Source organism: Demequina sp. TMPB413, from assembly GCF_020447105.2.
Taxonomy (GTDB): domain Bacteria; phylum Actinomycetota; class Actinomycetes; order Actinomycetales; family Demequinaceae; genus Demequina.
This window is the reverse complement of the sequence record NZ_CP096184.1, coordinates 957,199-982,760: the sequence shown is the minus strand read 5'-3', so window position 1 is coordinate 982,760 and position 25,562 is coordinate 957,199. Positions and strand designations below refer to the sequence as shown.

The 25,562-nt window shown below is 64.2% G+C and carries 21 protein-coding genes; 4 read left to right on the top strand and 17 right to left on the bottom strand.

The window, feature by feature from the left end; genetic code table 11:
- Window positions 1–47: 47 nt before the first annotated feature.
- The 14 genes from LGT36_RS04755 to LGT36_RS04690 form a co-directional block, all read right to left on the bottom strand.
- Window positions 48–836, bottom strand: a complete 789-nt coding sequence (locus tag LGT36_RS04755; RefSeq protein WP_226095340.1) for an A24 family peptidase — start codon at window positions 834–836, stop codon at window positions 48–50.
- 11 nt (window positions 837–847) lie between these two features.
- Window positions 848–2,728 carry a hypothetical protein gene (locus LGT36_RS04750; protein WP_226095341.1) on the bottom strand — a complete coding sequence of 627 codons (1,881 nt, stop codon included), beginning with the start codon at window positions 2,726–2,728 and terminating at the stop codon, window positions 848–850.
- 17 nt (window positions 2,729–2,745) lie between these two features.
- A complete protein-coding gene (locus tag LGT36_RS04745; protein WP_226095342.1) occupies window positions 2,746–3,369 on the bottom strand; it encodes a hypothetical protein in 624 nt (207 codons plus the stop codon).
- On the bottom strand, window positions 3,366–3,815 hold the full coding sequence (locus tag LGT36_RS04740; protein ID WP_226095343.1) for a hypothetical protein: 450 nt from the start codon (window positions 3,813–3,815) through the stop codon (window positions 3,366–3,368). Before LGT36_RS04740 ends, LGT36_RS04745 begins: the two co-directional genes overlap by 4 nt.
- A gap of 95 nt (window positions 3,816–3,910) precedes the next feature.
- A complete protein-coding gene (locus LGT36_RS04735; protein ID WP_226097316.1) occupies window positions 3,911–4,309 on the bottom strand; it encodes a prepilin-type N-terminal cleavage/methylation domain-containing protein in 399 nt (132 codons plus the stop codon).
- Window positions 4,310–4,416: 107 nt separating this feature from the next.
- Window positions 4,417–5,646, bottom strand: coding sequence for a type II secretion system F family protein (locus LGT36_RS04730; protein ID WP_226097315.1), 1,230 nt, complete (start codon window positions 5,644–5,646; stop codon window positions 4,417–4,419).
- Window positions 5,647–5,665: 19 nt separating this feature from the next.
- Window positions 5,666–6,793, bottom strand: a complete 1,128-nt coding sequence (locus LGT36_RS04725) for a type IV pilus twitching motility protein PilT (RefSeq protein ID WP_226097314.1) — start codon at window positions 6,791–6,793, stop codon at window positions 5,666–5,668.
- A gap of 298 nt (window positions 6,794–7,091) precedes the next feature.
- Window positions 7,092–8,759, bottom strand: a complete 1,668-nt coding sequence (locus tag LGT36_RS04720) for a GspE/PulE family protein (RefSeq protein WP_226097313.1) — start codon at window positions 8,757–8,759, stop codon at window positions 7,092–7,094.
- A 79-nt stretch (window positions 8,760–8,838) separates the two neighbouring features.
- Window positions 8,839–9,714 (bottom strand): shikimate dehydrogenase, encoded by an 876-nt coding sequence (locus LGT36_RS04715; protein ID WP_370634355.1) that lies wholly within the window; start codon window positions 9,712–9,714, stop codon window positions 8,839–8,841.
- Window positions 9,693–10,811: an endolytic transglycosylase MltG gene (gene mltG, locus LGT36_RS04710; RefSeq protein WP_226097312.1), complete on the bottom strand. Its 1,119-nt coding sequence runs from the start codon at window positions 10,809–10,811 to the stop codon at window positions 9,693–9,695. Before mltG ends, LGT36_RS04715 begins: the two co-directional genes overlap by 22 nt.
- Entirely contained in the window at window positions 10,804–11,271 is a 468-nt protein-coding gene (gene ruvX, locus LGT36_RS04705) for a Holliday junction resolvase RuvX (protein WP_226097311.1), read from the bottom strand. The genes mltG and ruvX overlap by 8 nt, the downstream gene beginning before the upstream one ends.
- Window positions 11,264–13,933 carry an alanine--tRNA ligase gene (gene alaS / locus LGT36_RS04700; RefSeq protein ID WP_226097310.1) on the bottom strand — a complete coding sequence of 890 codons (2,670 nt, stop codon included), beginning with the start codon at window positions 13,931–13,933 and terminating at the stop codon, window positions 11,264–11,266. Before alaS ends, ruvX begins: the two co-directional genes overlap by 8 nt.
- A gap of 93 nt (window positions 13,934–14,026) precedes the next feature.
- Window positions 14,027–14,653, bottom strand: a complete 627-nt coding sequence (gene rpsD, locus LGT36_RS04695) for a 30S ribosomal protein S4 (protein WP_226097309.1) — start codon at window positions 14,651–14,653, stop codon at window positions 14,027–14,029.
- Between the two features lie 123 nt (window positions 14,654–14,776).
- Window positions 14,777–16,108, bottom strand: coding sequence for a replication-associated recombination protein A (locus tag LGT36_RS04690; protein ID WP_226097308.1), 1,332 nt, complete (start codon window positions 16,106–16,108; stop codon window positions 14,777–14,779).
- A gap of 77 nt (window positions 16,109–16,185) precedes the next feature.
- Here LGT36_RS04690 and LGT36_RS04685 point away from each other — a divergent pair, with 77 nt between their 5' ends.
- On the top strand, window positions 16,186–18,417 hold the full coding sequence (locus tag LGT36_RS04685) for an MMPL family transporter (protein ID WP_370634356.1): 2,232 nt from the start codon (window positions 16,186–16,188) through the stop codon (window positions 18,415–18,417).
- Between the two features lie 3 nt (window positions 18,418–18,420).
- Here LGT36_RS04685 and LGT36_RS04680 read toward each other — a convergent pair whose 3' ends face one another.
- The gene (locus LGT36_RS04680) at window positions 18,421–19,314 is read right to left on the bottom strand and encodes a LysR family transcriptional regulator (RefSeq protein ID WP_226097306.1); all 894 of its coding nucleotides are present in this window, start codon (window positions 19,312–19,314) and stop codon (window positions 18,421–18,423) included.
- Between the two features lie 71 nt (window positions 19,315–19,385).
- Here LGT36_RS04680 and LGT36_RS04675 point away from each other — a divergent pair, with 71 nt between their 5' ends.
- The 3 genes from LGT36_RS04675 (at window position 19,386) to LGT36_RS04665 (ending at window position 22,345) form a co-directional block, all read left to right on the top strand.
- Window positions 19,386–20,354 (top strand): EamA family transporter, encoded by a 969-nt coding sequence (locus LGT36_RS04675; RefSeq protein WP_226097305.1) that lies wholly within the window; start codon window positions 19,386–19,388, stop codon window positions 20,352–20,354.
- A gap of 117 nt (window positions 20,355–20,471) precedes the next feature.
- On the top strand, window positions 20,472–21,095 hold the full coding sequence (locus tag LGT36_RS04670; RefSeq protein ID WP_226097304.1) for a transcriptional regulator: 624 nt from the start codon (window positions 20,472–20,474) through the stop codon (window positions 21,093–21,095).
- Window positions 21,092–22,345 carry an MFS transporter gene (locus tag LGT36_RS04665; RefSeq protein ID WP_226097303.1) on the top strand — a complete coding sequence of 418 codons (1,254 nt, stop codon included), beginning with the start codon at window positions 21,092–21,094 and terminating at the stop codon, window positions 22,343–22,345. The genes LGT36_RS04670 and LGT36_RS04665 overlap by 4 nt, the downstream gene beginning before the upstream one ends.
- On the opposite strand, the gene aspS is transcribed toward LGT36_RS04665, so the two are convergent.
- Both aspS and hisS read right to left on the bottom strand, forming a co-directional pair.
- Window positions 22,342–24,117, bottom strand: coding sequence for an aspartate--tRNA ligase (aspS, locus tag LGT36_RS04660; RefSeq protein WP_226097302.1), 1,776 nt, complete (start codon window positions 24,115–24,117; stop codon window positions 22,342–22,344). The two genes, LGT36_RS04665 and aspS, sit on opposite strands and share 4 nt — an antisense overlap.
- A gap of 66 nt (window positions 24,118–24,183) precedes the next feature.
- Window positions 24,184–25,515 carry a histidine--tRNA ligase gene (hisS, locus tag LGT36_RS04655; protein ID WP_226097301.1) on the bottom strand — a complete coding sequence of 444 codons (1,332 nt, stop codon included), beginning with the start codon at window positions 25,513–25,515 and terminating at the stop codon, window positions 24,184–24,186.
- Window positions 25,516–25,562: the final 47 nt, after the last annotated feature.

Here is a 25,562-nt window from a genome sequence, read left to right as displayed (position 1 = left end):
TGAAGCGTCGAACGGACTATCGGCACAAGTAGGACGCTTCTCAAGCATTACAGGCCCAGAACTTGCTGTGTGTACCAGCTGGCAACAGGTGCACCAATCACAATGCCCGTAGCAGCGCCCAGGAGCATCCATGGGCCAAAGGGGATCCGCACCCCGCTCACCGACCGAGCCCGGATCATCGGCATGATGGCACCCACCAGCCCCCACACAAAAGCCGCGAACCCTCCTACGACCAGCGGCCCCCATCCCATGAAGCCGAGCACGCCACCAATGACCCCCGCCAAGCGCACGTCCCCGCGCCCCATTCCACGCCGATATAGCAGATGCGCGAGGCCATAGAAGGCCCACAACGCGGCTGACCCGATGAGTGCCCTCAGCGCCGGATCCCACTGGCCCGACGTCGCCGCTGATGCGAGCACCACCACCGCGGTGGCAAGGCCCCACGGCCATACGACGACCACGGGGAGCCTTTGCACGTCGATATCGATGGCCGCGAGCACCACCGCTGCCCAGGCCGCGATGAGCAGCAACAACGTGGTCCACGACAGACCATAGGCGACCACGACGAGCCCGAAGAGGACTCCGACGGTCGCTTCCACGATCGGGTACCGAGGCGAGATCCTGGTCGAACAGTGCGCGCACCGCCCCCTCAAGACCAACCAGCCGAGGACGGGGACATTGTGCCGGGCCGCGATGCGGTGGTGACACTGCGGACAGGCGCTCGGCGGCGACACGACCGACATTCCGAGGGGAACGCGATAGATCACGACGTTGCCAAAGGACCCGAGTGCGGCACCAAAGAGCACAGCGACGCCCACCAGGTAGGACTCGAGCACGAGACCGGTCGCTACCCGCGCACGTCAAAGCGCGAAGACATGCGAATGTCTGTGGGGTCCGACAGGTTCGGCGTCGAGGAACTCAGCGACGGAACCGGCAACACGCTCATCTGAAGCGGGAAGTTGGTCTGCAGGTTCACATCCTTGGCGTAGATCTGGCCCTTCATGATGTCGGGCGTCTGAATGCCGTTTGACCAGTCGAGCTTGGTCGGGGTGTAAATGAACCACTCGACGGACTCGATGGAAGCGCTCTGCACCTTGATGATGCCTGCAGAACTGGTGTAGGTGGGCGTCAATTGTCCGCTCGGCGCGGACACCCACGTGACGCCAGGGGAATCCGCCGGCATGATCCAGAACATCTTCCGCTCGATCGACGCATCGTCGCTCCTGACGTTCAGGGGGTTCTTCGACTCGATTCCCTTTGGCGACACCAAGGCGAGATCCCCCTTCAATGTGAGGTCCGCGTTCTGGAACTGAATCCCGCTTGGACACACTGCAGGTTCAAAGAAGATCAAGTTCGGCCCGGACGGAAGCGAGTCGATGTAGTTGATGAGTCCAGACTTGGTGCACTGGCTACTGCTCGTGGGGTAGACGAGGTTCCAGCCCTGGTCTTGCCACTTCTGGAGTTCAGCAGCGCCCATGAAGAGCTGTGGCATCTGCTCTCGGGGTGGAGGCTGAATGGCACCCGTGCCTTGAGAGGCGCCCGCATAGCCGACCGCTGCAGGCATCGCTGCGGGGTGGGGGTTCATGGTGTTGGGGTACGACATGGACGTGCCAGGGAACTTGTAGGGGGCCGTCACCACCGATTGGATGGTGCCGCTCGCCCATGCGTTGACGCCGATGTAGGCACTGTTTGAGCCGCGAATCGACCCGTGAGTCACCATGGCGTCGCGACCGATGGATGCACCGTTCTGGATGTAGAGATCGGTCCTGGCGTACGCGCTGCCGCCAATGTTCGCGCCGTTGTTGTCCATGGAGATGGCGCCGATTCGCGAGAACACGGAACCGTTCACCACCGGGTTCGAGGTCAGTTTGACGGAGCCGTTGGTGACAACAGAGCCCCAGACGCGGTTGTTCGAGTTCCCAAGCAGTACCGCTGGGTTTCCGAGGTCAGTCAATGAACTCGCAGAGTAGATGTCGCCCCGCACGTCCACCGTGGAAGTCATGTGCACGGAGTCGCGGGCCCACACCGTGGTGGCAATGTCGCAACTGTTCTCAAGGTTCACTTTGCCCTGAGCAGCGTAGATCGACCCCTCGAGCGCCGTCTGGGTCTTGCAGTCCACGTCGCCGTTGGAGTAAATGTTGGCGTCCATGATGGGGTTTCCACTACCGTCCACCGCGCCGCTCGCCATGATGGCGGCGTTGTTGGTGAGCAGCAGCGAAGACTCGGAGAAGATCGCCTTGTCCAGCGTCGTCGTTGGTGGCGTGGGAGCAAACACCGCCGCGACGGTGCGCGTCTCCGCGCCCCCAGAAAGCGGAACAACCGCTGTGGTGGCCTTCGATGTGACGGTCACCGACGTAGTGATATCCGAGGCGAGAGGACAAGCAACGGTCTGCGTCACGCCTCCACGCACGACGGTATAGCTCGTCGCGACGTCTACTTGGTCGTTGTTGATCACGAACGACTGCGAGCACACCTGGTACAACTCGTCGTAAGTCTTATCTTCGAACAAACTGAGCATCAGGTCGAGGCCAGCGTCTGCGCTCTGAACCGCACGTGCCTCTACGCGGTTCTCCAGCGTGTTCTGGGTGCTGAACATGGTGACGTACGCAAGCGTGGCGGTGATGATCGCTCCCACCATCATCACCCCAAGCACCACAACCATGGCGACGCCCTCGTCCGCCCTTGCGTCCTGGCGAACTCGCTTGGGTCCCGAAAGCCAACGTGTCATGGCGAATACCTTCCTCATCATCGACAACCGCTTCCCATGCCTGACTGAGGGCGCATGCTGATCGACTTGACAAACTCGATGGGCTTTCGATCTCCCGAGGTCTCAGCCCTAAGCGAGATCTCGATCACCTCTGGAGTCTCGAACAACTCGTCGCGTGGCCCAAAGACTGGTGTACTGCCTATTTGTCCGACATCCGTCATCGAGACATTCCAGGCTGAGGCCGCCGTCTCCAGTGAACCTGCGTCACTTGCGGCGAGTGCGCTCGCCGTGGGCGCACTGTCGGCGGTGCGCTTTCGGTGCAAGCTGTTATCTGCGGGGTTGTAGTAGTAGCCCACGCAAATCGCGGTGCTCGACGTCGTCGAGGTCGCCTCGCGTGTCCGCACCACCAACAACGTGCCGTCCTCGTGTACTTCGGCCCAGTCGGCGTTGCGAAGGTCAAGTTCGAGTTGTTCGAACACCAGTTGAGTCTCGTTGTTCGTCTCTGACAACGCCTTAATGTCTCGCTGCGCGTAGATCAGTCGAATGAACATGGAACCGGCGAGCCCGAGGACCACGATCAAGAGGACGGAGTACACGACCAACTCCGCGAGGGTGAATCCCTCATCAGGGCCGGTGCGACGACGGCGGAGGCGCGCGATCATGATGGATCAAACTTCACGTAGATGTCGCTCGCGGTCTGCACCAGGGGATCTGGGAGGCCCGGGACAGTGGTAGTGACCGTCACTGTCACGCGCGCAAGCCGCGGCTCGTTGTGCTCATCGCCAGGAGTCTGAGGAGCACAGTCGAGAACACCAGTGACCCGTAGCGGGGCTCCGCGGCCGTCCGTAGTGTCGAACACGTCCTCGACCACCGCGCGCACGTTGGCGCAGTCACCCGTGACCGCAGCCTGACGCGCTTCTTCGAGTCGCTGAGTCGCCAACTGAACAGCTGTTGCCTTGGTGGCGTTGCCAACATTGACCCGCATGGCGGAAATAATCACGCTCAGCATCGAGAGCATCAGGATGGTGATCAGGAGCATGGAAATGATGACTTCGGTCAAACCGAAGCCATCGTCGTGCTCTCTGCGCACCTTGAGCGTCATGCTCATTCGTCCTCTCGTGACTGATCAAGAAACTGGCTCAGGGCCGTTGGTACCGCGAGTGCGGTACCAACGGCCCCTGCCAGCGATCTCAAGACTACGAATTACGTGCAGTCAACGGACTCGTACAGCACGCCCGCTTGGTCAATCGACCAGGTGCTCACGGCACCTCCGGTCACGGTGGTACCGATGCAGAACGTCTCAGCGGCCGTGTCGAGGTCGATCGTCGGAGCCGCGACACCTGGTGACGCGGTAAATGCAGAAGCGTCCAAGGTGGTCTCGTCCACGATCGTCGGGTCTTCAGCGATCTGGTTGGCGACCTCGATCTGCCAGTTCTTCAGGTCCGACTTGGCAGCGGAGTCCTTCGCCTTTGCCTGCTGACCGAGGTACAGCGGGATGGCGATGGCGGCGAGGATGCCGATGATGATGATGACGACGAGAAGTTCGACGAGGGTGAAGCCCTCTTCCTTCTCCTCGAGGCGCTTGCGGATCTTTGCGAGCATGTCGTGCCTTTCTCATTATTAGTGTCAAAGCCCCGAATGACTCTTCGGGGCCGTTCGCTGCCTCGCCAGTGAGGACAACGCACGGTTATTCTTGAATTGTAAAAGCTCTAGCCGATCAGTTCGAAGACCTTGAAGATCGGCATGTATAGCGCAATCACCATACCGCCAATCAGACCGCCTAGCACTGCGATCATGATGGGTTCGATGAGTGACGTCAACTGTTCTGTGGTGGATTCCACTTCTTGATCGTAGAAGTCCGCGATCTTGTCGAGCATGACGTCGAGCGCACCCGTGTCCTCGCCGACCGCCATCATCTGCACCACCATGGGCGGGAATACCGAGTGCTGCGCCAGGGGCCCTGCCAGCGATTGCCCTCTCCGCACGGAGTCCTGGACTGCTGTGGTCGCCTTCTCGATGACGATATTTCCTGACGCCTGCCCGACAATATCGAGCGCCTGGAGAATGGGAACGCCTGCGCGCACCATTGAACCAAAGTTGCGGGTAAAGCGAGCGAGCGCGATCTTTCTCACCAGCATGCCGAAGACAGGAACCTTGAGCTTGATCGGATCGATCTTTGCGCGGACTTCATACCGGTGCTTGTTACGACCCCACCAGGCCATAAATAGGATAATTCCGACAATTAGGAACGGCGAACCGACCCTGAGGAAGTTCGACATGTTCACGAGTATCTGGGTCGCGAACGGGAGATCGCCGCCAAGGTCCTCGAACATCCCTGCAAAGACAGGCACGATGAACAGCAGCATCGCCACGACAGCCAGAATCGCGATGAAGAACACCACCACCGGGTAAGTCATCGCGGACTTGACCTTGCCGCGCAAGGCGACCTCGTTCTCGAAGTTCTTGGCGATCGACACCAACACGTCGTCGAGGAATCCACCGATCTCGCCAGCCTTCACCATGTTGAGCATGATGGGCGGGAAGACCTTGGGGTGTTTCGCGAGGGCCTTGGAGAAGCTTTGGCCCGTCTCCACATCCGAGCGGACCTCGCTCAGTACCTTGGCGAGCGGCTTGCTCTCCGTCTGCTCGGCCAAGATCATGAGCGCGCGCAGCAAGGACAAGCCCGAACTGATCATGGTGGCCAGCTGGCGCGACATCACGGCGATGTCCTTGAGAGTGATCTTCTCCCCAAAGCCAGGGATGGACAACTCGCGGTTGAGGCCCTTGCCGCCCTGCTCGGTGACTTGAAGCGGGGTGAGACCCTTCTCCCGCAGTCGCGCCGCCACCGCTGACTCGGACGGGGCCTCCATCGTGTTCTTCTGGATCTTGCCCGCACCGTCGCGAGCAGTGAACTCGTACATCTTGGTGACAGTTGCCATTGCCGTTGACTCTTCCTACTCAGCCTGACGCACGGCCACAGAGCCGCTTGAATTCCTCGACGCTGTGGCACACGTCAACGGCGTTCTCGTAAGACACCGTGCCATGTTTGACCAGTTCCGCGAGGTTCTGATCCATGGTCTGCATGCCGAGACTGGCCCCCGCTTGCAGCGCCGTATAAATCTGGTGAGTCTTGCCCTCGCGGATCAGGTTCCTGATAGCTGGCGTCGCGATGAGCACCTCGACCGCAGCTGCGCGGCCGGGACCGTCGGCCCTTCTGAGCAGCGTCTGGCAAACGATTCCTTGTACCGCTGTCGCCAGTTGGGTGCGAATCTGACCTTGTTGCCCCGACGGGAAAACGTCAATCACGCGGTCGATCGTTTGCGCGGCGTCTTGCGTGTGAAGAGTCGCGAACACGAGGTGTCCGGTCTCTGCCGCAGTCAACGCGACCTGGATCGTCTCCAGGTCGCGCATCTCGCCGATGAGGATGATGTCGGGGTCCTGGCGCAGGACATGTCGCAAAGCCGCCTGGAAAGAATGGGTGTCCGAGCCGACCTCACGCTGGTTGACCAGACTCCGCTTGTGACGGTGAAGGAACTCAATCGGGTCCTCGACTGTCATGATGTGGGCGCTGCGCGACCGGTTGGCAAGATCGACCAGCGACGCGAGCGTGGTCGACTTTCCAGAACCCGTGGGACCCGTGACCAGCACAAGTCCGCGAGCGAGCCCAGCGAAGGCCGAGACCGTCGGCGGGATCCCTAGTGCCTCAAGCGGCTTGATCTCATAAGGAATCACCCGGAACGCCGCGCCAAGCGAGTCGCGCTGGCGGTAAATGTTCACGCGAAAGCGCGCCTCGCCTACGAGGGCGTGAGAGAAGTCGAGTTCGAAGTCCTCCTCGAACTTCTCCCTCTGCTTTTGCGTCAGCATCGAGTAGAGCGAGCGCTGGAGCGCGTCGGGCTTCAGCACATCAAAGCCGGGCAACGCCGCGAGCTGACCGTCAAGACGCACCATGGGCGGCGCGCCAGTAGTCAAGTGCAAGTCGGATGCGCCGGTGCGCAACATCATCCTCAACGCGTCCGAGATGTCGAGGTCACCCGGTTGCATCTCCTGAGACATGCCGACGCGTTGCTGCCTGGGAGCGGCGTTCATGCCCGGTGTCTCCGCGGGGCGACTTGTCGGGGAAGGCTGTCCCGGCATGACGGGCCCGTTGTCTCGCGCCGGCGGAACCGCTGCCGGAGCAGGAGGCGTCGGCGCAGGCTGACCGTATCCCTGTGGCGCAGGAGGCTGCGGGTGCAGCGGAGCGGAACTCTGGGGTCCATGACCAAAATCGGTGTGGGCCGGAGTCGCAACAGCGGGGCTGGCAGGCGGCGGGTATTGCCCGCCTTGCGACGGATCGAAGTGGGTGTTCATCGGTCTTCGCCTCCTGGCTCCTTCGCGAGAGTACGCGTCACTTCGCAACCCTCAGCAATTCCTCGAGGGACGTGAGCCCCGCTTGCACCTTTGCCCAGCCATCCATCAGGAGCGTCTCCATGCCATTGGTCACCGCGACGCGCCCGATCTCAGCCGACGACGACCGTGCGACCGCGAGGCGCTCCAAGTCCTCGTCCATCACCATGATCTCGTGAAGCGCGAGACGCCCACGATATCCGGTTTGCGAACAGTGCGAGCACCCTACAGGAACGGAAAGAGTCGTCTCCACGCCGTCGACGTACGGCCGAATCTTGTCGGGCAACTGACTTGTGGGGAACTGTTGGTCAACCTGACAACTGTTGCAGAGCCGGCGGGCCAGGCGCTGCGCGACAACGCAATCGACGGCGGAGCCCACAAGGAAGGGCTCCACGTCCATTTCGATGAGACGCGTCACGGCCGAGGGGGCGTCATTCGTGTGAAGCGTCGACAGGACGAGGTGACCGGTCAATGCGGCCTCGATCGCGATTTGTGCGGTCTCCTTGTCACGGATCTCTCCCACGAGCACCACGTCGGGGTCGCCACGCAGAATCGATCGCAGCGCTGCCGCGAAGGTCAGACCGGCCTTGGGGTTCACCTGCACCTGGTTGATTCCAGGAATGCGGTACTCCACCGGATCCTCGACGGTGATCACATTGATCTCGGGACGCGCGATCTGGTTGAGCGTCGCGTACAGCGTGGTCGACTTTCCAGAGCCAGTAGGCCCCGTGACCAGGATCATGCCGTAGGGCTTCGTGAACGACTGTCGATAGCGCAGCGAGTTCGAGTCGCTCAGGCCCAAGTCTTCAAGATCGAGCGCCGCCGTCGTGTTGTCGAGAATACGCATGACGACCTTCTCGCCCCACACTGTGGGAAGCGTCGCCACGCGAAGGTCGATCTTGCGGCCCTGGTGGTTCACGGAGAGCCGTCCATCTTGAGGCTTTCGACGTTCCGCGATGTCGATGTCGCTCATGATCTTCAGGCGAGACACGACGCCTGCTGCCGACGCTTTAGGCGCGCGCTGCATCTCGTGAAGAACGCCGTCGATCCGGTAGCGGATGGCGAGGTCCTTCTCGCCTGGCTCGACGTGGATATCTGAGGCACGGTCAAGAATCGCTTGAGTAATGAGCAGATTCACGAACCGCACGATGGGCGCGTTGTCTTCTACGGAACTCGAGAGTCCACCAAGGTCGCTCGCAAGGTCGCCTACGTCGCCGAGTTCATCCTGAAGCTCATCCAGTTCAGAGTCAGCGCGGCAGTACCGATCAATCGCGGCGGCAACGTCGTCGTGCGTGGCGATGACGGGCACGACTTGCATACGCGACGCGGAACCGAAGTCGTCGATCGCAACCACGTTGCTCGGGTTCGCCATCGCCACTTTGAGCAGGTCTCCGTCGCGTGCGACCGGTAGCGCGTTGTGGCGACGGCACAGTACCGCCGGAACCATCGCAACGGCCGACTGGTCCACCGCGTAGCTGGTGAGGTCAACGAACTCCATGCCGACTTGCTGAGCCAACGCGCGCACCAGTTGAGCCTCGGAAATCATCCCTCGCTCCACGAGGGTACGACCCAACGTCTGACCCCTACTGCGCTGTTCGTCGATGGCATCCATCAACTGATGCTCGGTGAGAACACCCTCAGCGATCAGAATCTCGCCCAGCTGTTGCACTCGGCCTCCTGAACCAAGATGACGCCCCCGTAACTCAGGAGCCGAACATAACATCGGCAGGGACCTTAGGTGAAGGCGGTTATGACGTAGTCAACACCCGGTTCAAGGCGGTTTCCATGGCCTCCAGCGGCGCTGGCTGGCCGGTCATCAGGCGAACCTGCTCGCCCGCTTGATGCAGAAGCATGCGGGTGCCAGAGATGGTGGAGCCGCTGGCATCGGCCCACGCGAGCGCGAGAGGCGTGACGAGCGGCGAGTAGACCACATCAAGAAGGTGGCCAGGCGTCGTCAGGCCGGCTGCGCGGAGACGTTCGCCCAGGAGGACGCCGGCCTCCGCAGGGACCGTCGAGACCACCACGTCGGCCTGAGCAAGGGCATCAAGCGCCGCATCCGAGTCGAGATCCAGAAAGCGCGGTTGCAGGCCCATCTTGGTCGCCGCCCGCATCAGGCCGCCCGCACGGGCCCTGTTGCGCACCACAACGCGCGGATGGGTGCCGCCCAGCGCGCCAAGCGCGGCCAGTGCCGACGTACCGGTTGCTCCAGCCCCGATGACCACGGGTTGGGCGCAAGACGAGACGCCAGCCTCGCGAAGGGCCGCCGTCACGCCATGAATGTCGGTATTGGCGCCCACCCACTGCCTGTACTCCCCCAGGCCCGAAGCCACGAGGGTGTTCACGGTTCCCACCAGCTTGGCCTGGGGTTCAACGAAGTCGGCGATCCGTGCGGCTTCGATCTTGAGCGGCATCGTGAGCGACAAGCCAACCCATGCGTCGTCGAGTCCGGCCAGAAAGTCCGTAAGGCCCGTCTCGACCACATCGACAGCCTCGTAGGTCCAGTCAAGTCCCAGCGCCTCATAGGCGGCGGCGTGCAATACAGGCGACAGCGAGTGCGACACCGGGTGACCGAGAACAGCCGCCCGGCGTCGCAACTGGCCGACTACTGGTTCTCTTCGATCCACTGACGGAGCAACTGGGTATTCTTCAGGTGCTGGTCGTACGTTTCCGCGTACAGCGTCTCCCTGGAGTCGAGGTTGACCGTGACGTAGAACACGTAGTTGTGGCTCGCGGGTGCAATCGCCGCATCGATGGATGCCTCACCGGAACCGGAGATGGGGCCTGGCGGCAATCCCGTGTACATGTACGTGTTGTACGGCGAGTCAACCTGCTTGTCGTCGGCGCTCACAAACGCGCCCTCCGAAGGAGCGATGTACTTCACCGTCGCGTCCAGCTCGAGCTTCATGTCGCGGTTGAGACGGTTGTAGATCACTCCGGAGATGAGTGGACGGTCGACGTCCAAGCCCGCCTCCATCTCGATCAACGAGGCGATCGTGAGGATCTTGAGGCGGTCGGCAGGCGCCACGCCCTTGGCATCCAGCTTCTGGACGGTCGTGGCTATCATCTCGCGCAGCACGTCGGAGGGCGTGACACCGGGATTGAAGTTGTAGGTCGAGGGGAACAGCCAGCCCTCGAGGTTGCCGTTTGCCTCGGCCGGCAGGCCGATCGCTGCGGTGTCTTCTGCGGCGGCCTTCACTTCGTCAACCGAGTAACCGGTGAGGGATGCGATCTTGTCGTAGTAGAAGCTGAGTTGCTTGCCCTCTGGGATCGTGATCTTTCGCAAGTCACGGTTGTTGGGGTCGAGCAATGCGAGCAGCGCGTACTCGGCCTTCATCTCGCGTGCCATGAAGTAGAAGCCTGGCTTGATTCCCGATGAATCGGGGTTCGCGTTCGAGGCGTTGATGTACGCCTGCTCCGAGGCAATCACGCCTGCCTCGTACAGCGTCGCGGCGATGTCCGTTCCGGTATCACCAGGTTCGATCACGACCTGGATCACACCCTGGCCAACACCCTCGTAGTCGGCAATCTCGTTCGTATCGCGCTCAAAGGTGGTGGTCACAAAGTTGTAGGCGTAGGAGCCGCCGATCGCAAAGACGACCAGTGCAATCGCCACGAGCACGAGCGTCCACTTGCGGCGCCGCGCACGGCGCTGGAGTCGCTGCACCCGACGCAAGTCCAACGACGTCGTCGTTGTTGCCTCGGCTTCGAACAGGTCAGTCATGGTTCTCCTCGCGGGCCACCGTTGTGGCCACTGTACCCAGATTCCCCCGCTTGGCAGCATCCAAAACTGTATCGAGGATAACGACTGCGGCGGCCTGGTCAATAGTCGATCGTTGGCTCTTCGCGTTCACGCCTGCCTCACGCATAGCGCGCGACGCCGACGTCGTCGACAGCCTTTCGTCCACCAAACGCACGGGGGCTTCGAGGCGTTCCGCGAGTTGTTCTGCGAACGCTCGTGCATCGGCGGCCGACGTTCCTTCCGCCCCCGACAGGTGGCGTGGCAATCCCACGTATACCTCGATGGCTTCGCGTTCAATGGCAATAGCAGCCACCCGCGCCGCGGCGTCTGCCGCGCGCGGCACCGTCTCGACAGGGAACGCCATGATGCCGTCTGGATCGCTCGCCGCAACGCCAACGCGTACTGTTCCCACGTCAACGCCGATGCGCACTCCCCTAGCCACGCTCCCCCACGGACGCAGCGATCGCGTCGAGGGCGGCAGGGATAGCGGTCGAGTCTTGCCCGCCACCTTGAGCGAGATCCGGCTTGCCGCCGCCTCCTCCGCCCAGAGCCTGGGAAGCAAGCTTCACGAGGTCGCCAGCGCGCAAGCCCGCCTCCCTCGCGGCGGCATTGGTCGCGACGACGACGGCGGGCTTACCTCCGAGGTCCGCTGCAAGGGCGACGACGGTCGCTTGGCTCTCGCCGAGCCGCGAACGCACGTCGAGCGCCAGGGCGCGTAGATCGTCGGCGCTACCGGCGTCGGCCACCGCAAGGCTTGCCAGCCGGACCCCTGCCACGTCGACGGCGTCGTTTGCGATGCCCGCAGCGGCCGCGAGGAGGGCCTGCTGGCGCATGCCAGCCAACTCCTTCTCCACGTGGGCGAGCCGTTCCACGAGCGAGTGCACCCTGCCGGTGAGCTCATGTGGCTGCGTCTTGAGGGACGTCGTCAGTTCGCTTACGATCGAGCGCTCGGCAGCGAGGTGGCTGAAGGCATCCGCGCCAACGAGCGCCTCGATGCGACGGGCCCCAGACCCGACCGATCCTTCGCCGGTGACCGTGAGGAGCCCGATCTGGGCTGAGTTGTCGACGTGAGTGCCGGCACACAGCTCGCGAGAGAACGGTCCGCCAATCTCCACCACGCGTACCCGGTCGCCGTACTTCTCTCCGAACAGCGCCATCGCCCCGAGCGACTTCGCCTCATCGAGCGACATGACGTTCGTGTCGACGGGGAGCTCTTCGCGGATCGCGCGGTTGGCGATGTCTTCGATCTCGCTCCTGGCGGCAGCGGAGACGCCTTGCGTCCACGCGAAGTCGAGGCGCATATAGCCGGGCTTGTTGTAAGAGCCTGCTTGATTCGCCTGCTTGCCAAGCACCTCGTGAAGCGCGGAGTGGATCAGGTGGGTCGCCGAGTGAGCCTTGGAGGCAAGCCGACGATTAGGCCCGTCCACCTCAGCCGAGACCACGTCGCCAACGGCGATGGTGCCTTCCGCGACCTGCACAGAGTGCACGATCACGTCCTTGACGGGACGTTGCACGTCCATCACATCGAGGGTGGCATTGGCGGCACGAATCGCACCGGTATCAGCGTCCTGGCCGCCCGACTCAGGGTAGAACGGTGTCTCCGCAAGGATGACCTCGACGGACTCCCCCGCAGTGGCAGCAGGAACTCCGACGCCGTCCTTGACGATGGCCACCACCTTCGATTGCAGCGCCAGCTCGTCGTAACCCCTGAACACCGAGGGCGTCTTGGCGGCGATCTCCTGGTAAGCGCCAAAGTCTCCGTGTGCGCCCTTCTTGGCCTTGGCGTCGGCGCGGGCACGATCACGCTGCTCCTGCATGAGCGACCGGAAAGCCGTCTCGTCTACTGTGAGGCCCTGCTCAGCGGCCATCTCGAGCGTGAGGTCAATCGGAAAGCCGTACGTGTCATGAAGCGTGAAGGCCTCCTTGCCGCCGAGCACTCGGCCACCAGCTGACTTCGCCGCAGACGCAGCCGTGTCAAACAGCGACGTGCCTTGCGTGAGGGTGCGCCCGAACGCTTCCTCTTCTGCTCCCGCGACGGCCTTGATGTGATCAATCGACTCGTCGAGTTCTGGGTACGACTCCCGCATCGCCTCGTAACTGGTCTCGATCAGGGTCACGAGCGAGGGGTCGGTGACGCCCAACAGGCGCATGGAACGCACAGAGCGTCGCATCAAGCGACGCAGCACGTAGCCGCGACCCTCGTTGCCCGGCGTGACGCCGTCGCCGATCAGCATGAGCGAAGACCTGACGTGGTCGGCGATCACCCGGAACCTGACGTCGTCTTGGGCGTCAGTGCCGTAGGAACGGCCGGAAAGCTCCTCGGCCTTGGCGATGACGGGGTAGACCTCGTCGATCTCGTAGAAGTTCGCGACGCCTTGCTTGAGGAACGCGATCCTCTCGAGACCAGCACCGGTGTCGATGGCCTTCTGGTCGAGCTCGCGGATGAGCGGGTAGTCCTTGCCGGACCCAGGGCCGCGCAGGAACTGGTCGAACACCAGGTTCCAGATCTCCAGGTAGCGATCGCCTCCCGGGTCAACGGTTCCGCCGACGGCTTCCGGCCCATACTCTGGCCCGCGATCGTAGTGCCACTCGGCGCACGGGCCTGCTGGACCAGGCTGTCCCGTATCCCAGAAGATCTCTTCGCGCGTGAGGCGCACGATGTGTTCGGGGTTCACGCCCACATTCGTGAGGTACGTGAAAGAGTCGTCGTCCTTCTCCCAGATCGTGACCCAGAAACGCTCAGGCTCAAGGCCGAGCTTGCCTTCCGACTCTGGACCCGTCAAGAAGTCCCACGCGAGTTCGATCGCGCCTTCTTTGAAGTAGTCGCCAAAGGAGAAGTTGCCCAGCATCTGGAAGAACGAGCCGTGGCGGGTGGTCTTACCCACCTCTTCGATGTCCTTGGTGCGAATGCACTTCTGCACCGTCGCGATGCGCGGGTCCGGCGAGGTCTCGGCGCCGATGATGTAGGGAATGAACGGCACCATGCCTGCGACGGTGAACAGCAGCGACGGGTCGGGAGACACCAACGATGCCGAGGGCACCACGGCGTGGCCCTTCGACTCGAAGTACTCAAGCCAGCGCTTGCTGATTTCCGCGGTACGCATCACTACCTCCACACGAGACAACGACGCCGGGCCCTGACTTGTGCCATGGGCCCGGCGGACGTTGGTTCAGGTCTGCAAAGAGACTAGTGCGTCTTAACGCGCGTAGTACTCAACGACCAACTGCACTTCGCAGATGATCGGAACTTCGGCGCGCTTGGGGCGACGCACCAGCTGAGCGGTCAGCTTCTCGAGCTGAACGTCCAGGTAGTCGGGCACCTCTGGCAGCACATCGCGGTGAGCACCAGCGGCGGCGGCCATGTAAGGCTCCATGGTGGTGGCCTTGGGCTTGATCTGGATGGTCTGGCCGGGGCTCACACGGAACGACGGGCGGTCCACGATCTTGCCGTCGACGAGGATGTGGCGGTGAAGCACCGTCTGGCGTGCCTGCAGGATGGTGCGGGCAAAGCCTGCACGCAACACGAGGGCGTCGAGGCGCATCTCGAGCAGCTCGACGAAGGCCTCACCGGTCAGACCTGTCTCTTTGCGGGCCTCTTCGAACGTGCGAGCCATCTGCTTCTCGCGAAGTCCGTACTGGGCGCGCAGACGCTGCTTCTCGCGCAGACGGACGGCGTAGTCGCTTTCCTTACGGCGCGCGGTGCGGCCGTGCTCGCCTGGCGGGTAGGGACGCTTCTCAAAGTGCTTGACTGCCTTGGGGGTGAGCGCAATGCCGAGAGCGCGGGACAAGCGCACCTGGCGGCGCGCGCGTTGAACCTGAGTCATTACTTTCCTTAAGTGTGGGCGTGTGGAGACACGCCAAAGCCGTTCACTATTTGTGGTGTCGCGGCGACAGCAGCCAACCGTCCGCGAGGGCAGACGACGATCATAGCAAGAAACGCCGGAAAGTCAGTTCTCCCGCCCTAAGAGTCGGCGCAGCGTGTTGAGTCGTTCGGTCAGCGCACGCTCGTTGCCGTGTTCCGTTGGTCGGTAGTACCGCGCGCCAGCCAGCGACTCAGGGAGGTAGAGCTGCGCGGCGACCCCGTGTGCGGCGTCGTGAGAGTACTGGTACCCCTTGCCGTGGCCGAGGCTTTCTGCGCCCGCGTAGTGGGCGTCTCTCAAGTGCGAGGGAACGACGCCGGCCTTGCCTGCCCTGACGTCGGCAATAGCCGCATCGATCGCCATATAGGAACGGTTCGACTTGGGCGCCATCGCCAGGTAGGCGGTGGCCTCGCCCAAAGGGATGCGCCCCTCCGGCATGCCGATGAAGCTCACAGCGTCGGCCGCGGCTTGGGCGATCAGAAGGGCTTGGGGATCAGCCAGGCCAACATCCTCTGACGCGAGGATGACGAGCCTGCGCGCGATGAAGCGGGGATCCTCCCCCGCCACGACCATGCGCGCCAAGTAGTGAAGCGCCGCATCAACATCAGAGCCCCTCACCGACTTGATGAAGGCGCTGATCACGTCATAGTGCTGGTCGCCAGACTTGTCATAGGCGACGAGCGCGGCATCCATGGCCGCCTCCGTGACGGCCGCCGTGATGACGCCGTCGTTGTCAGCAGCGGCGTCGGCTACTGACTCGAGCAAGGTGAGCGCCTTGCGGGCGTCGGCGCCAGCGACCCTCACCATGTGCGCCCTGGCATCGTCGTCGAGGGAGACGTTGCCGCCTAAGCCGCGAGGATCGGCCACGGCCCTGTCGAGCAGCGCGCCGATGTCCTGTCCTGTCAACGGCTTGAGCGTCAGGAGCAACGAGCGGGACAATAGCGGCCCGACGACGGAGAAAGAGGGGTTCTCGGTGGTCGCGCCGATGAGCGTGACCCAGCGGTTCTCCACGGCGGGAAGCAACACGTCCTGCTGGCTGCGAGTGAAGCGGTGGATCTCGTCAATGAAGACGACGGTCTCCCGCTCGCCAGTGGCGAGCCTGCGCTTGCTGTCCTCAATGACGGCGCGGACATCCTTGACCCCTGCGGTGACCGCGCTGAGCTCCACGAATCGGCGATTGCCTGCGACGAGGTACGCGAGGGTGGTCTTGCCCGTGCCAGGCGGACCCCACAGGATGACGCTCGTTGCGGGAGTGCCGTCCCCGATGAGCCGCCTCAGCGGCGCTCCGTCTCGCAGCAGGTGCGACTGCCCTACGACCTCGTCGAGCGTCTGCGGCCTCATCCTCACCGCCAGCGGCGCCGACGCGCTTGGCGCAGGCACGCCAGTGGCGTCCATCCTGGCGGCGTCGAAGAGGTCCATGGCGTCAACTCTAGGCGGGGAGTACGACGACGTTCGTCGCCTGAGCCAGACCATCCGTCCGCCCTAGGATGGCAATCGTGTTTGAACGCATCGCGCATCTCGTCGTGCGCCGCCCCCGCGCCGTCGTCGTCACTTGGGTGCTTGCCGCCGCGGCAATGCTCGCTCTCGCGTTGACGGGCATCGGCGATGGGAACCTCTACGACCGCGCTGAGACAGGCGTGCCGACGGTACAAGGTGCCGACTCGACGTTCGTCTACGAGTACCTGCAGGACGCCGCTCCCGATGACACCGGGCCGGAACTGGCCTTCCTCGTGCAAGGCGTCGACGCCGCCGCACCATCCGCTCAAGACGCCGTGACTGTCGCAGCCGAGGCCGTGGCCCAGACATCCGGCGTAGGAGCGGTCCAGACACCGTACGGGATCATCCCTGGTCCAGAAGCTGACGCGCTCCCTGCCGATGCTGGCAGCCCCGGTGCGGCCGGCGGGACCAATCCACTCGTCGCGAGCGACGGCAGTTCCTTGCTCGTGCTCGTGGTCTACGCGCCCTTCTCCGCCGATCCGCTAGAGACTCATCACGCAGCAACCCAGGTGTTCTCCGACGCCTACCAAGGCGACGGCGAGGTGCTGGTGTACTCGGACCCGCTGCTCTTTGACGACTTCACCACGCAGATCCAGGGCGACCTGGTGAAGGGAGAGGCCGTCGCATTACCGGTGGCCCTCTTGGTCATGGTGCTGGTCTTTGGGGGCTTCCTGGCAGCTTCGGCGCCCCTCATCGGCGCGCTCGCATCCATCGCTGGTGGCATGGCCATCCTGTTCGCCTTCTCCTACCCGATCACGCTGGACGAGTCGGCCATCAATGTCGTCAACGTCTTGGGCATTGGATTGTCGATCGACTACGGACTGCTGGTGGTGTCGCGCTATCGCGAGGAGCTTGCCAGCCGCGGAGATGGGACAGGGCACGACGCCAGGTCAGACGCAATGGTTGCGACGCTCGCCACCGCCGGCCGCACCGTCTTCTTCTCTTCGGTGACGGTGGCGATCTCCGTGGGCGGCATGCTCGTGTTCGGGGCGGAACTGATCAGGGGCATCGGCGGCGCGGCGCTTGGCGTCGTGGTGATGGCACTCGCCGCCGCTCTCACCCTGGTGCCAGCGGTGCTGTACCTGTACGGCCACCGCGTTGCTCGCGTATCGGTCCTGAATCGCGTTCCCTTGTTGCGGACCCTGTTGAGGCGCACAGCCGACGTGCAGTCCGAGCACGGGTTCTTTGAACGCCTGGCCAGCGGTGTGCAGCGCAGGCCTTGGCTCGTGGTCGGTGCGGTCACTGCCGTGCTGGTGGTTCTCGCGAGCCCGTTGGCGAACATCGCCGTACGCAACTCTCAAGAGGAACTCTTGCCCGCAGCGAACGAGCGTCGCCAGTTCATCGAGGTCTTCGACGCCCAGTACCCGGCGCTCGTGGAGCCACAGATTCAAGTGGTTGCCGACGCCGCGCCCGCCGAACTCCAGACGTGGCTCGATCGAGCGGCCGGTCTCGTCGGCGTGGTGAGAGCCACCGAGCCCCAGTCGGGCGAGGGCGGCATGTCGACGGCAGGCATCGTGACGAGCTATGCCGACCAGGCAGGAGCCGATGCCACGAGCCTGTTGAGAGAACTCCGGGCCATCGATGTCCCCTTTGCCGTGCACTTGGGCGGGCAGGCAGCCATCCAGGTGGACTTCGTGGACTCGTTGGCTCAGGGCGCCCCCTGGGCGATTGGCTTGGTGGTGCTCGCGACATTCGTCTTGCTGTTCCTGATGACGGGCTCCCTCTTGGTGCCCTTCAAGACGCTGATCATCAACGGGCTCTCGCTCGCAGCCAGCGTGGGCATCGTGTCGTGGATCTTCGTTGACGGGAACCTCGAGGGCTTGCTGGACTTCACGTCGACGGGCGGAATCGAGACCTACGTGCTGGTGCTCATCATCGCCTTCGGCTTCGGACTCGCGATGGACTACGAGGTCTTTCTGTTAGCCCGCATCAAGGAACTCGTCGACGCTGGCGACAGCAACGACGTGGCGGTGCGCAAGGGCTTGCAACGGTCGGGACGCATCATCACGTCAGCGGCCGCCGTCATCATCATCGTGTTCATTGGCTTCGCTACGGGTTCACTCTTGGTCATCAAGGAGGTCGGGATTGGCTTGGCCGTCGCGGTGTTCCTCGACGCCACCTTGGTGCGAATGCTCCTGGTTCCCGCGACCATGACGTTGTTGGACGATTGGAACTGGTGGGCACCCGCTCCCTTGCGCCGCCTTTATTCGCGCAAGGGCATCTCGCACTAGGCACTACCGCAAGCCGCGGCCGACCGTCTCAAGGGCTTCTAGCACTGCACCGACTACGTGACGCCTGGTGCGGTGATGCCTGCCGATGGCCACGATGCTCCTGATCGACTTGACACCAGTCAGGGGAACCAGCCGGTAGGCCTCGCTCGGCGGGGTGCTGAAGCGCGGGAGCAGCGCCAGGCCCACTCCCTCACCGACGAGCGACTCCACCAGCCGGTTGTCGCGCACCTCAAGCAACCTGTCAAGCGTGGAGCCCGTGGCGGTCTCGATGCGTTCTAACAACGTGGCAAAAGGGAAGCCGTGGGGGACGGCGATCCACGGGTGGCCGACGACATCCTCCGGCCTGAGGAAGTCTCTCCCCCACAGTTCGTGCCCACTGGGCACCGCAACGTCGATCGGTTCGCGCGCGAGAACCCTGGTGTCGAGGCCCTCCGCCCCTGCGGGCACATCAGACGTCAGGCTGTGGGCGATCACGAAGTCGGCGTCGAGGGTCCTTCCCGCGAAGTCCGCTTCGGCCAGGTCGAAGTCCTCGAGCTCGAGGCGGATGCGTGTTCCCCTGAGCGCGGCATAGAGCCCCGGCATGAGAGCGGCGCCTGCACTAGGCAGAGTCCCGACGCGCACGGTTCCTGTCGCGTGCTCACGCCCCGCATCGAGCCGAGCCTGCACACTCGCAATCGCAGTGAGCACCTCCTCGGCGCCGTCGGCCAGGATCTCCCCCGCCCACGTAAGCCGCACGCCTCTCGCATCGGGCTCGACGAGCCTCACGCCCAACTCGCGCTCCGCCGTGCGCAATTGCTGTGACAGTGCGGACGGCGTCCGGTGGGTTGCCGCCGCGACGGCGGCGAGAGTTCCCCTTGCTCGCACGTCCCTGAGCAACGCGAGGTGTCGCACTTCCATGTAGGTAGCCTACGTGTTTGCCTCACAATCTTTCAATTGTCCTTCACTTCGGCTTCCTTCAGACTCGACCCATGAAGCCGCGTCACCTCGCCCTCGCGCTCCTCGTTGCCGTGTTGTGGGGAGTCAACTTTCTTGCCATCCGCGCGTCGCTGGAGCAGTTCCCTCCCTTCCTCCTGGTCGCCATGCGATTCGCCATCATCGCGATTCCCGCGCTCGTGCTCGTGCCACGGCCCTCTGTCCCGTGGAGATGGCTCATCGGCTACGGGCTCAGCTTTGGAACCATCCAGTTCGCGTTCCTGTACTGGGGCATGGACGCTGGCTTCCCGACTGGGTTGTCGTCGCTCGTACTGCAGGCGTCGGCACCGTTCACCGTAGTGCTCGGCGCAGTGCTCTTACGCGAGCGGATTGGCGTGCGCAGGATGATCGGCGTCGGCGTCGCGACGGCGGGCCTCACGCTCGTGGGGATCTCCTACGGCGAGACGGCGCCACTCTTGCCCTTCGTGTTGGTGCTGATTGGAGCGCTTGGCTGGGCGGGTGGAAATCTCGCGAGCAGACTCGCGAAGGCGCCCAATCCACTTCACCTCGTGCTGTGGATGAGCGTCGTTCCCCCACTGCCGATGTTCGCCCTGTCGCTCGTCTTCGAGGGCCCCGCGCGCATCGGCGAATCGCTCGCTACGTCCCTCAGCGCCGATGCCGTTCCTGCTTGGATGGGGCTCGCCTACACCGTGGTGCTCGGCACGCTCGTGGGGTCGGGCGTGTGGATCTGGCTGATGTCCCGCTACCCCGCGAGCACGGTCGCACCGTTCTCGATGCTGGTGCCGGTCATTGGAATCGCCACGGCCGCCCTGGCCTTGGACGAACGCCCAACCCTCTTCCAGCTCATGGGCGGCGCCGTGGTGATTCTTGGTGTGCTGTGGAGCTCGCGCACCACAAGGCATCGGGACGCCGCGACGGTACGAACCGTCGCGAGTCCCGACTCGCCGCATCATCCGGCATCTGGCCGTCCCGCGCCGGCGAGTCAAGCCGCCCTCGGTTCGTAGCGTCGGAAGGCGCGGCCGAGGCGTCGGAAGGCACGGCCGCGGCGGCAGGGACCTCCACGGCGGCGGGAACCTCCAGGGCGGTTGCAACAGTCCTTTCGAAAGAGTACTTTCGACACCATGACCGATGACTCTGCCCCGCCCGAGAACGCCTCTCCGCACCCACCGTGGCCAGTGCGCCGCATCGACGACCCCAAAGAGCTTCGTGCCCTCGCTCACCCTGTCCGGTTCGCCCTCCTCGATCTGCTGGCCGAGGGCCCGCTGACCGCGAGTCAGTGTGCCGAACGGCTGGGTGAGTCCCCAGCGAACTGCTCGTACCACCTCAGGCAGTTGGCGAAGTTCGCACATGTCCGCCCGGTGGAGGGAGGGCGAGGCAGGGAGCGCTATTGGGCCTCCCGCGAGGAGGGGATTTCCATCGCCGACGACGGCCCAGGGGGCGAGGCCGCCGCACGGGCCGTTGGCGAAGCCGTTGACAACTATCGGATGACTGCCTGGCGCTCGTTCGTGGAGAGAAGGCGCCAGGAGCCCGAGACTTGGCGAGCGGCGTCGCTGTCCACCGACCTGGTGAGTTGGCTCACGCCCGAGGAGCTCGAGCGCGTCACCCAGGGCGTCTACGACCTTTTTGCGCCGTTCGAGGAGCGCGACTCGACGCCCGAGACCCGACCGAAAGGTGCCCGCGCAGTGAGGTTCTTCGCCTACGCCTTTCCTGGTGCTGCGGCGGCCTCGTCCGAGACGGGCTCATGACCGTCGACCAGATACGCCACCGGTTCATCTTCCTCACCGCGTTGCGGTGGCTACCCACTGGACTCACGGTTCCTGCGCTCGTGCTTATTGGCCAGGCGCGAGGGCTCTCACTTGGACAGATAGGGATCACGGCGGCGATCTACGGCGCCACCACGATGGCGCTCGAGTTGCCGACGGGAGGGTTCTCCGACGTCGCGGGGCGCAGACCGGTGCTGGTGGCAGCCGCCGTCATGTCAGTGGTCGCCTGCATCGTGACCGCCTTCGGCACCTCTTTCGCCGTGCTCGCGGTAGCCGCGGCCATTCGCGGGGCTGCCAGAGCGCTCGACTCTGGGCCGTTGCAGGCCTGGTACGTCGACCAGACGCGGACCATCGATACTGGCGCCCCGATCCGCGGCGGACTATCGCAGGCAGCGGCAAGCGAGTCCGTTGCCTTGGCTATCGGAACGCTGGGTGCCGGTGCCGTACTGGCGCTCTCGCCACTGCCCCCGAGCGACTCGGCGCTCATCGCCCTGTCGACGCCGTTCCTGGTGGCGGCTGGGGCGGCAGTCGCCCAAGCCGCACTAGTGGTGGCATGGGTCACAGACCCGCCTCGATCGACCAGACTAGGTATCCGCGACGTGATGCGCGAGGTCCCTTCAACGATGACGTCAGGAGTCCGGCTCGCCGCGACGCACGCACTGCTGCGCCGACTCCTGGTGGTGATCGCGGCAGTCGGCGTTGCTCTCGCAGGCATCGAACTGCTGATGCCCGCGCACCTCGCGGAGGTGCTGGGCTCGAGACAAAAGGCGGGCACTGCTTACGCCCTGCTCGCGACCCTCGGCTTTGCGGGCTCTGCACTTGGTTCTGCCATGGCACCGTTGGCAACCCGCCTGGTGAAGTCTCCTTCCCGAGCAGCGCTACTCGGCTCGCTAGGAGCGGCGGTTGCGTTGGCCGTCTCCGGGTTCTCGGCGCTCGGCGCGATCGCGGCTGCGTACGTCGCCTTCTACGTGCTGCTAGGCATCGGCTCGCCCCTGATCGACGAACTGACACATGACGCTGTCACGTCTCGAGAACGCGCCACGATGCTCTCCGTCAACTCGATGGCACTCCAGCTCGCTGGCATCGGAGTCGGACTCACCCTGGGGCTCCTTACCCACATCGTCTCCCCGGGCGCAGCGCTGGCAGCCCCTGCCCTGATCCTTGCCGCAGGAGCGCTCGCACTCGTGCGCCTCCCACACGGGATGCGCAGCGCCGATGCACCTGCCGGCTAGCGGGCTTCGGCAGACTCTGCCTCTGGTTCAGGAACGAAGTCGACGCCCGTCTCCTTGCGCTGCTCCGCAGGGATCGGCGCGGGAGCCGACGTGAGCGGGTCGAATCCGCCGCCAGACTTGGGGAACGCGATGACGTCCCTGATCGAGTCATAGCCGCCCAGCAACATGACGACGCGGTCCCAACCGAGCGCGATGCCGCCGTGGGGCGGCGCGCCAAACTGGAACGCGTCGAGCAGGAAGCCAAACTTCTCTTGGGCCTCTTCCTCGCCGATGCCCATGACCTCGAACACGCGCTGCTGCACGTCGCGGCGGTGAATACGGATCGAGCCGCCGCCGATCTCGTTGCCGTTGCAGACGATGTCGTAGGCGTACGCCAACGCGTTGCCTGGGTCGCTCTCGAACGAGTCAATCCACTCGGGCTTGGGGCTCGTGAACGCGTGGTGCACGGCCGTCCAGGCGCTTGAACCCAAGGCGACGTCGTCGTCGTCCGCCTTGACGGGCTTGAACAGCGGGGCGTCGACCACCCAGACAAACTCGAAGCGAGACTCGTCGATCAGGCCGACGCGGCTGGCGATCTCGTTCCGCGCCGCGCCCAGCAGCGCCCGCGACGAGTCAACGTCGCCTGCGGCAAAGAAGATGCAGTCGCCGGGGTTCGCCCCTACGGCCTGGGCAAGGCCGGAGAGCTCGGCCTCAGACAGGTTCTTGGCCACCGGGCCTGACAGCGCGCCGTCGTCCCCCACCAGCACGTAGGCAAGCCCGCGCGCGCCGCGCTGCTTGGCCCAGTCCTGCCATGCGTCGAGCGTCTTGCGAGGCTGGCTCGCGCCACCAGGCATGACGACGGCGCCCACGTACGGCGCCTGGAACACCCTGAACGGGGTGTCCTTGAAGAACTCCGTCAGTTCCGTCAGCTCGAGCCCAAACCGAAGGTCTGGCTTGTCGGAGCCGAACCTGGCCATCGCGTCGGCGAAGGTCAGTCGCGGGATCGGCAGCGGCACCTCGTAGCCGATGAGCGACCACAACTCGCGCACGATCTCTTCGCCAAGGGCGATCACGTCGTCTTGGTCGACGAAAGACATCTCGACATCGAGCTGGGTGAACTCGGGCTGGCGGTCCGCGCGGAAGTCCTCATCGCGGTAGCAGCGGGCGATCTGGTAGTACCGCTCCATGCCTGCCACCATGAGCAACTGCTTGAACAGCTGGGGCGACTGCGGCAGGGCGTACCAGGAGCCTGGCGCGAGGCGTGCTGGCACCAAGAAGTCGCGCGCGCCCTCCGGCGTCGAGCGCGTCAGGGTTGGGGTCTCGATCTCCAGGAAGTCGTGGGCATCAAGCACCCGACGCGCGGCCTGGTTAACCTTGGAGCGCAACACGATGGCCTCGCGCTGGCGCGGGCGGCGCAGGTCGAGGTAGCGGTGCTTGAGGCGGGCCTCTTCACCCACGGTCACGTGCTCGTCGATCGGGAAAGGCGTGGGCGCTGACTCATTGAGGATCACGACGTCCTTGACGTCGACCTCGATCTCGCCGGACGGCAGGTTCGGGTTGTTGGAGCCCTCCGGCCGCAGCCGCACCTCGCCCGTCACCTGAATCACGTACTCCGTGCGCAACGAGTGTGCGATCTCTTCACGCAACACCACCTGTGCAAAACCGGAAGCGTCCCTCAAGTCGATGAACGCCACGCCGCCGTGATCACGACGCCTACCCACCCAGCCAGACAAGGTGACGGTGGCGCCTGCGTCGGCGGCACGGAGGTTTCCGGCGAGGTGAGTGCGGAGCACAATCGGCCTTTCGTTGGAGCGTTGTCAATCAAGGAGTTCGCTCACCGCAAGTGAGCACGGGCAAGTCTAGCCGCGGACGACGCGCGGCTTGAGGTCGTCGGCCGGCGGCACCCAAGCGTCGGCGTCGGCAACCACCTGCTCGCCCGAGCGGATGTCCTTGACCTCACCGTCGCCGTCGTTGCCAGGGAACCACACGAACGGGATGCCCCGCTTGTCGGCGTACTGAATCTGCTTGCCAAACTTGGCCGCCGTCGGGGAGACCTCGCAAGCGATGCCCCGCGCGCGTAGCCGCGCCGCGATGTCGTCGGAGGCCCTGCGGCCCGCCTCGTCGACGACAGCGACCAACACGGCGCTCGGCACCGACCTGGTCGCTACCAGCAACTCGCGCGACACCAGGCGGGAGACCAGGCGGGAGACTCCGATGGACATGCCGACGCCAGGGAACCCTCCCCCGGCGACGAGCGAGTCGTAGCGGCCCCCTGAGCAAATCGAGCCAAGGTCCTCGTGCCCGTCAAGCGTCGTCTCGTAGACCGCGCCCGTGTAGTAGTCGAGTCCGCGCGCGATGCTGAGATCGGCGATCGCGGTTCCCGGCACGGCGGCGTTGACCGACTCGATGAGAGCCGCGAGGGAGTTGAGGCCGTCTCCCAGTAGCGCTTGGGCGTCAGCATCGTCGTGGGTGGGGGTAGTTTCCCACAGGTCGAGTACGGCGTCTCGGAACGATGCGTCAGGTGCCTGGATCTTGGCGAGCTCGAGCACGGCGGCCGCCGCGGATTCGCTCACGCCTTGGCTGCCGAGCTCCTTGGCCACGCCTTCTGGACCGATCTTGCCGAGCTTGTCGACCGACCGCAGCGCCGCGGCAACGTCGTCAATACCCACCCCTCGGTAGAAGCCTTCGACCAGCCTGCGGTCGTTCATGCGCATGCGAGCAGGTGGCAAGGGCAACGCGGCGAGCGCCTTGGCCATCACGACGGCCACCTCCGCCTCGAAGTGGGCGGGGAGGCTCTCCCTCGCGACCACGTCGATATCGGCCTGATAGAACTCCCTGAAGCGGCCCTCCTGCGGGCGCTCCCCCCGCCACACCTTCTGAATCTGAAAGCGGCGGAAGGGGAAGTGGAGTTGACCCTGTCGCTCCTCCACGTACCGCGCGAAGGGCACGGTGAGGTCGAAGTGCAGACCGAACTCCGCCTTGTCGCCGCCCCTGCGCAGCAGCGTGTAGACCTCCTTGGAGGCCTCCGCCTCTCCTCCAAGGCGTTCGAGCGGCTCGACGGCGCGCGTCTCGATCTCGCCAAAGCCGTGCAGAGCGAACACGTCCCGCAAGGTATCGAGGACGAATGCCTCGACGATGCGCTCGGCAGGTGACCACTCGGGAAATCCGGAAAGGGGCGCTAGTCGCGACATGGGCCCTATTGTTCCATCCGGTGGCACGTACACTGTCGCAGACCCGC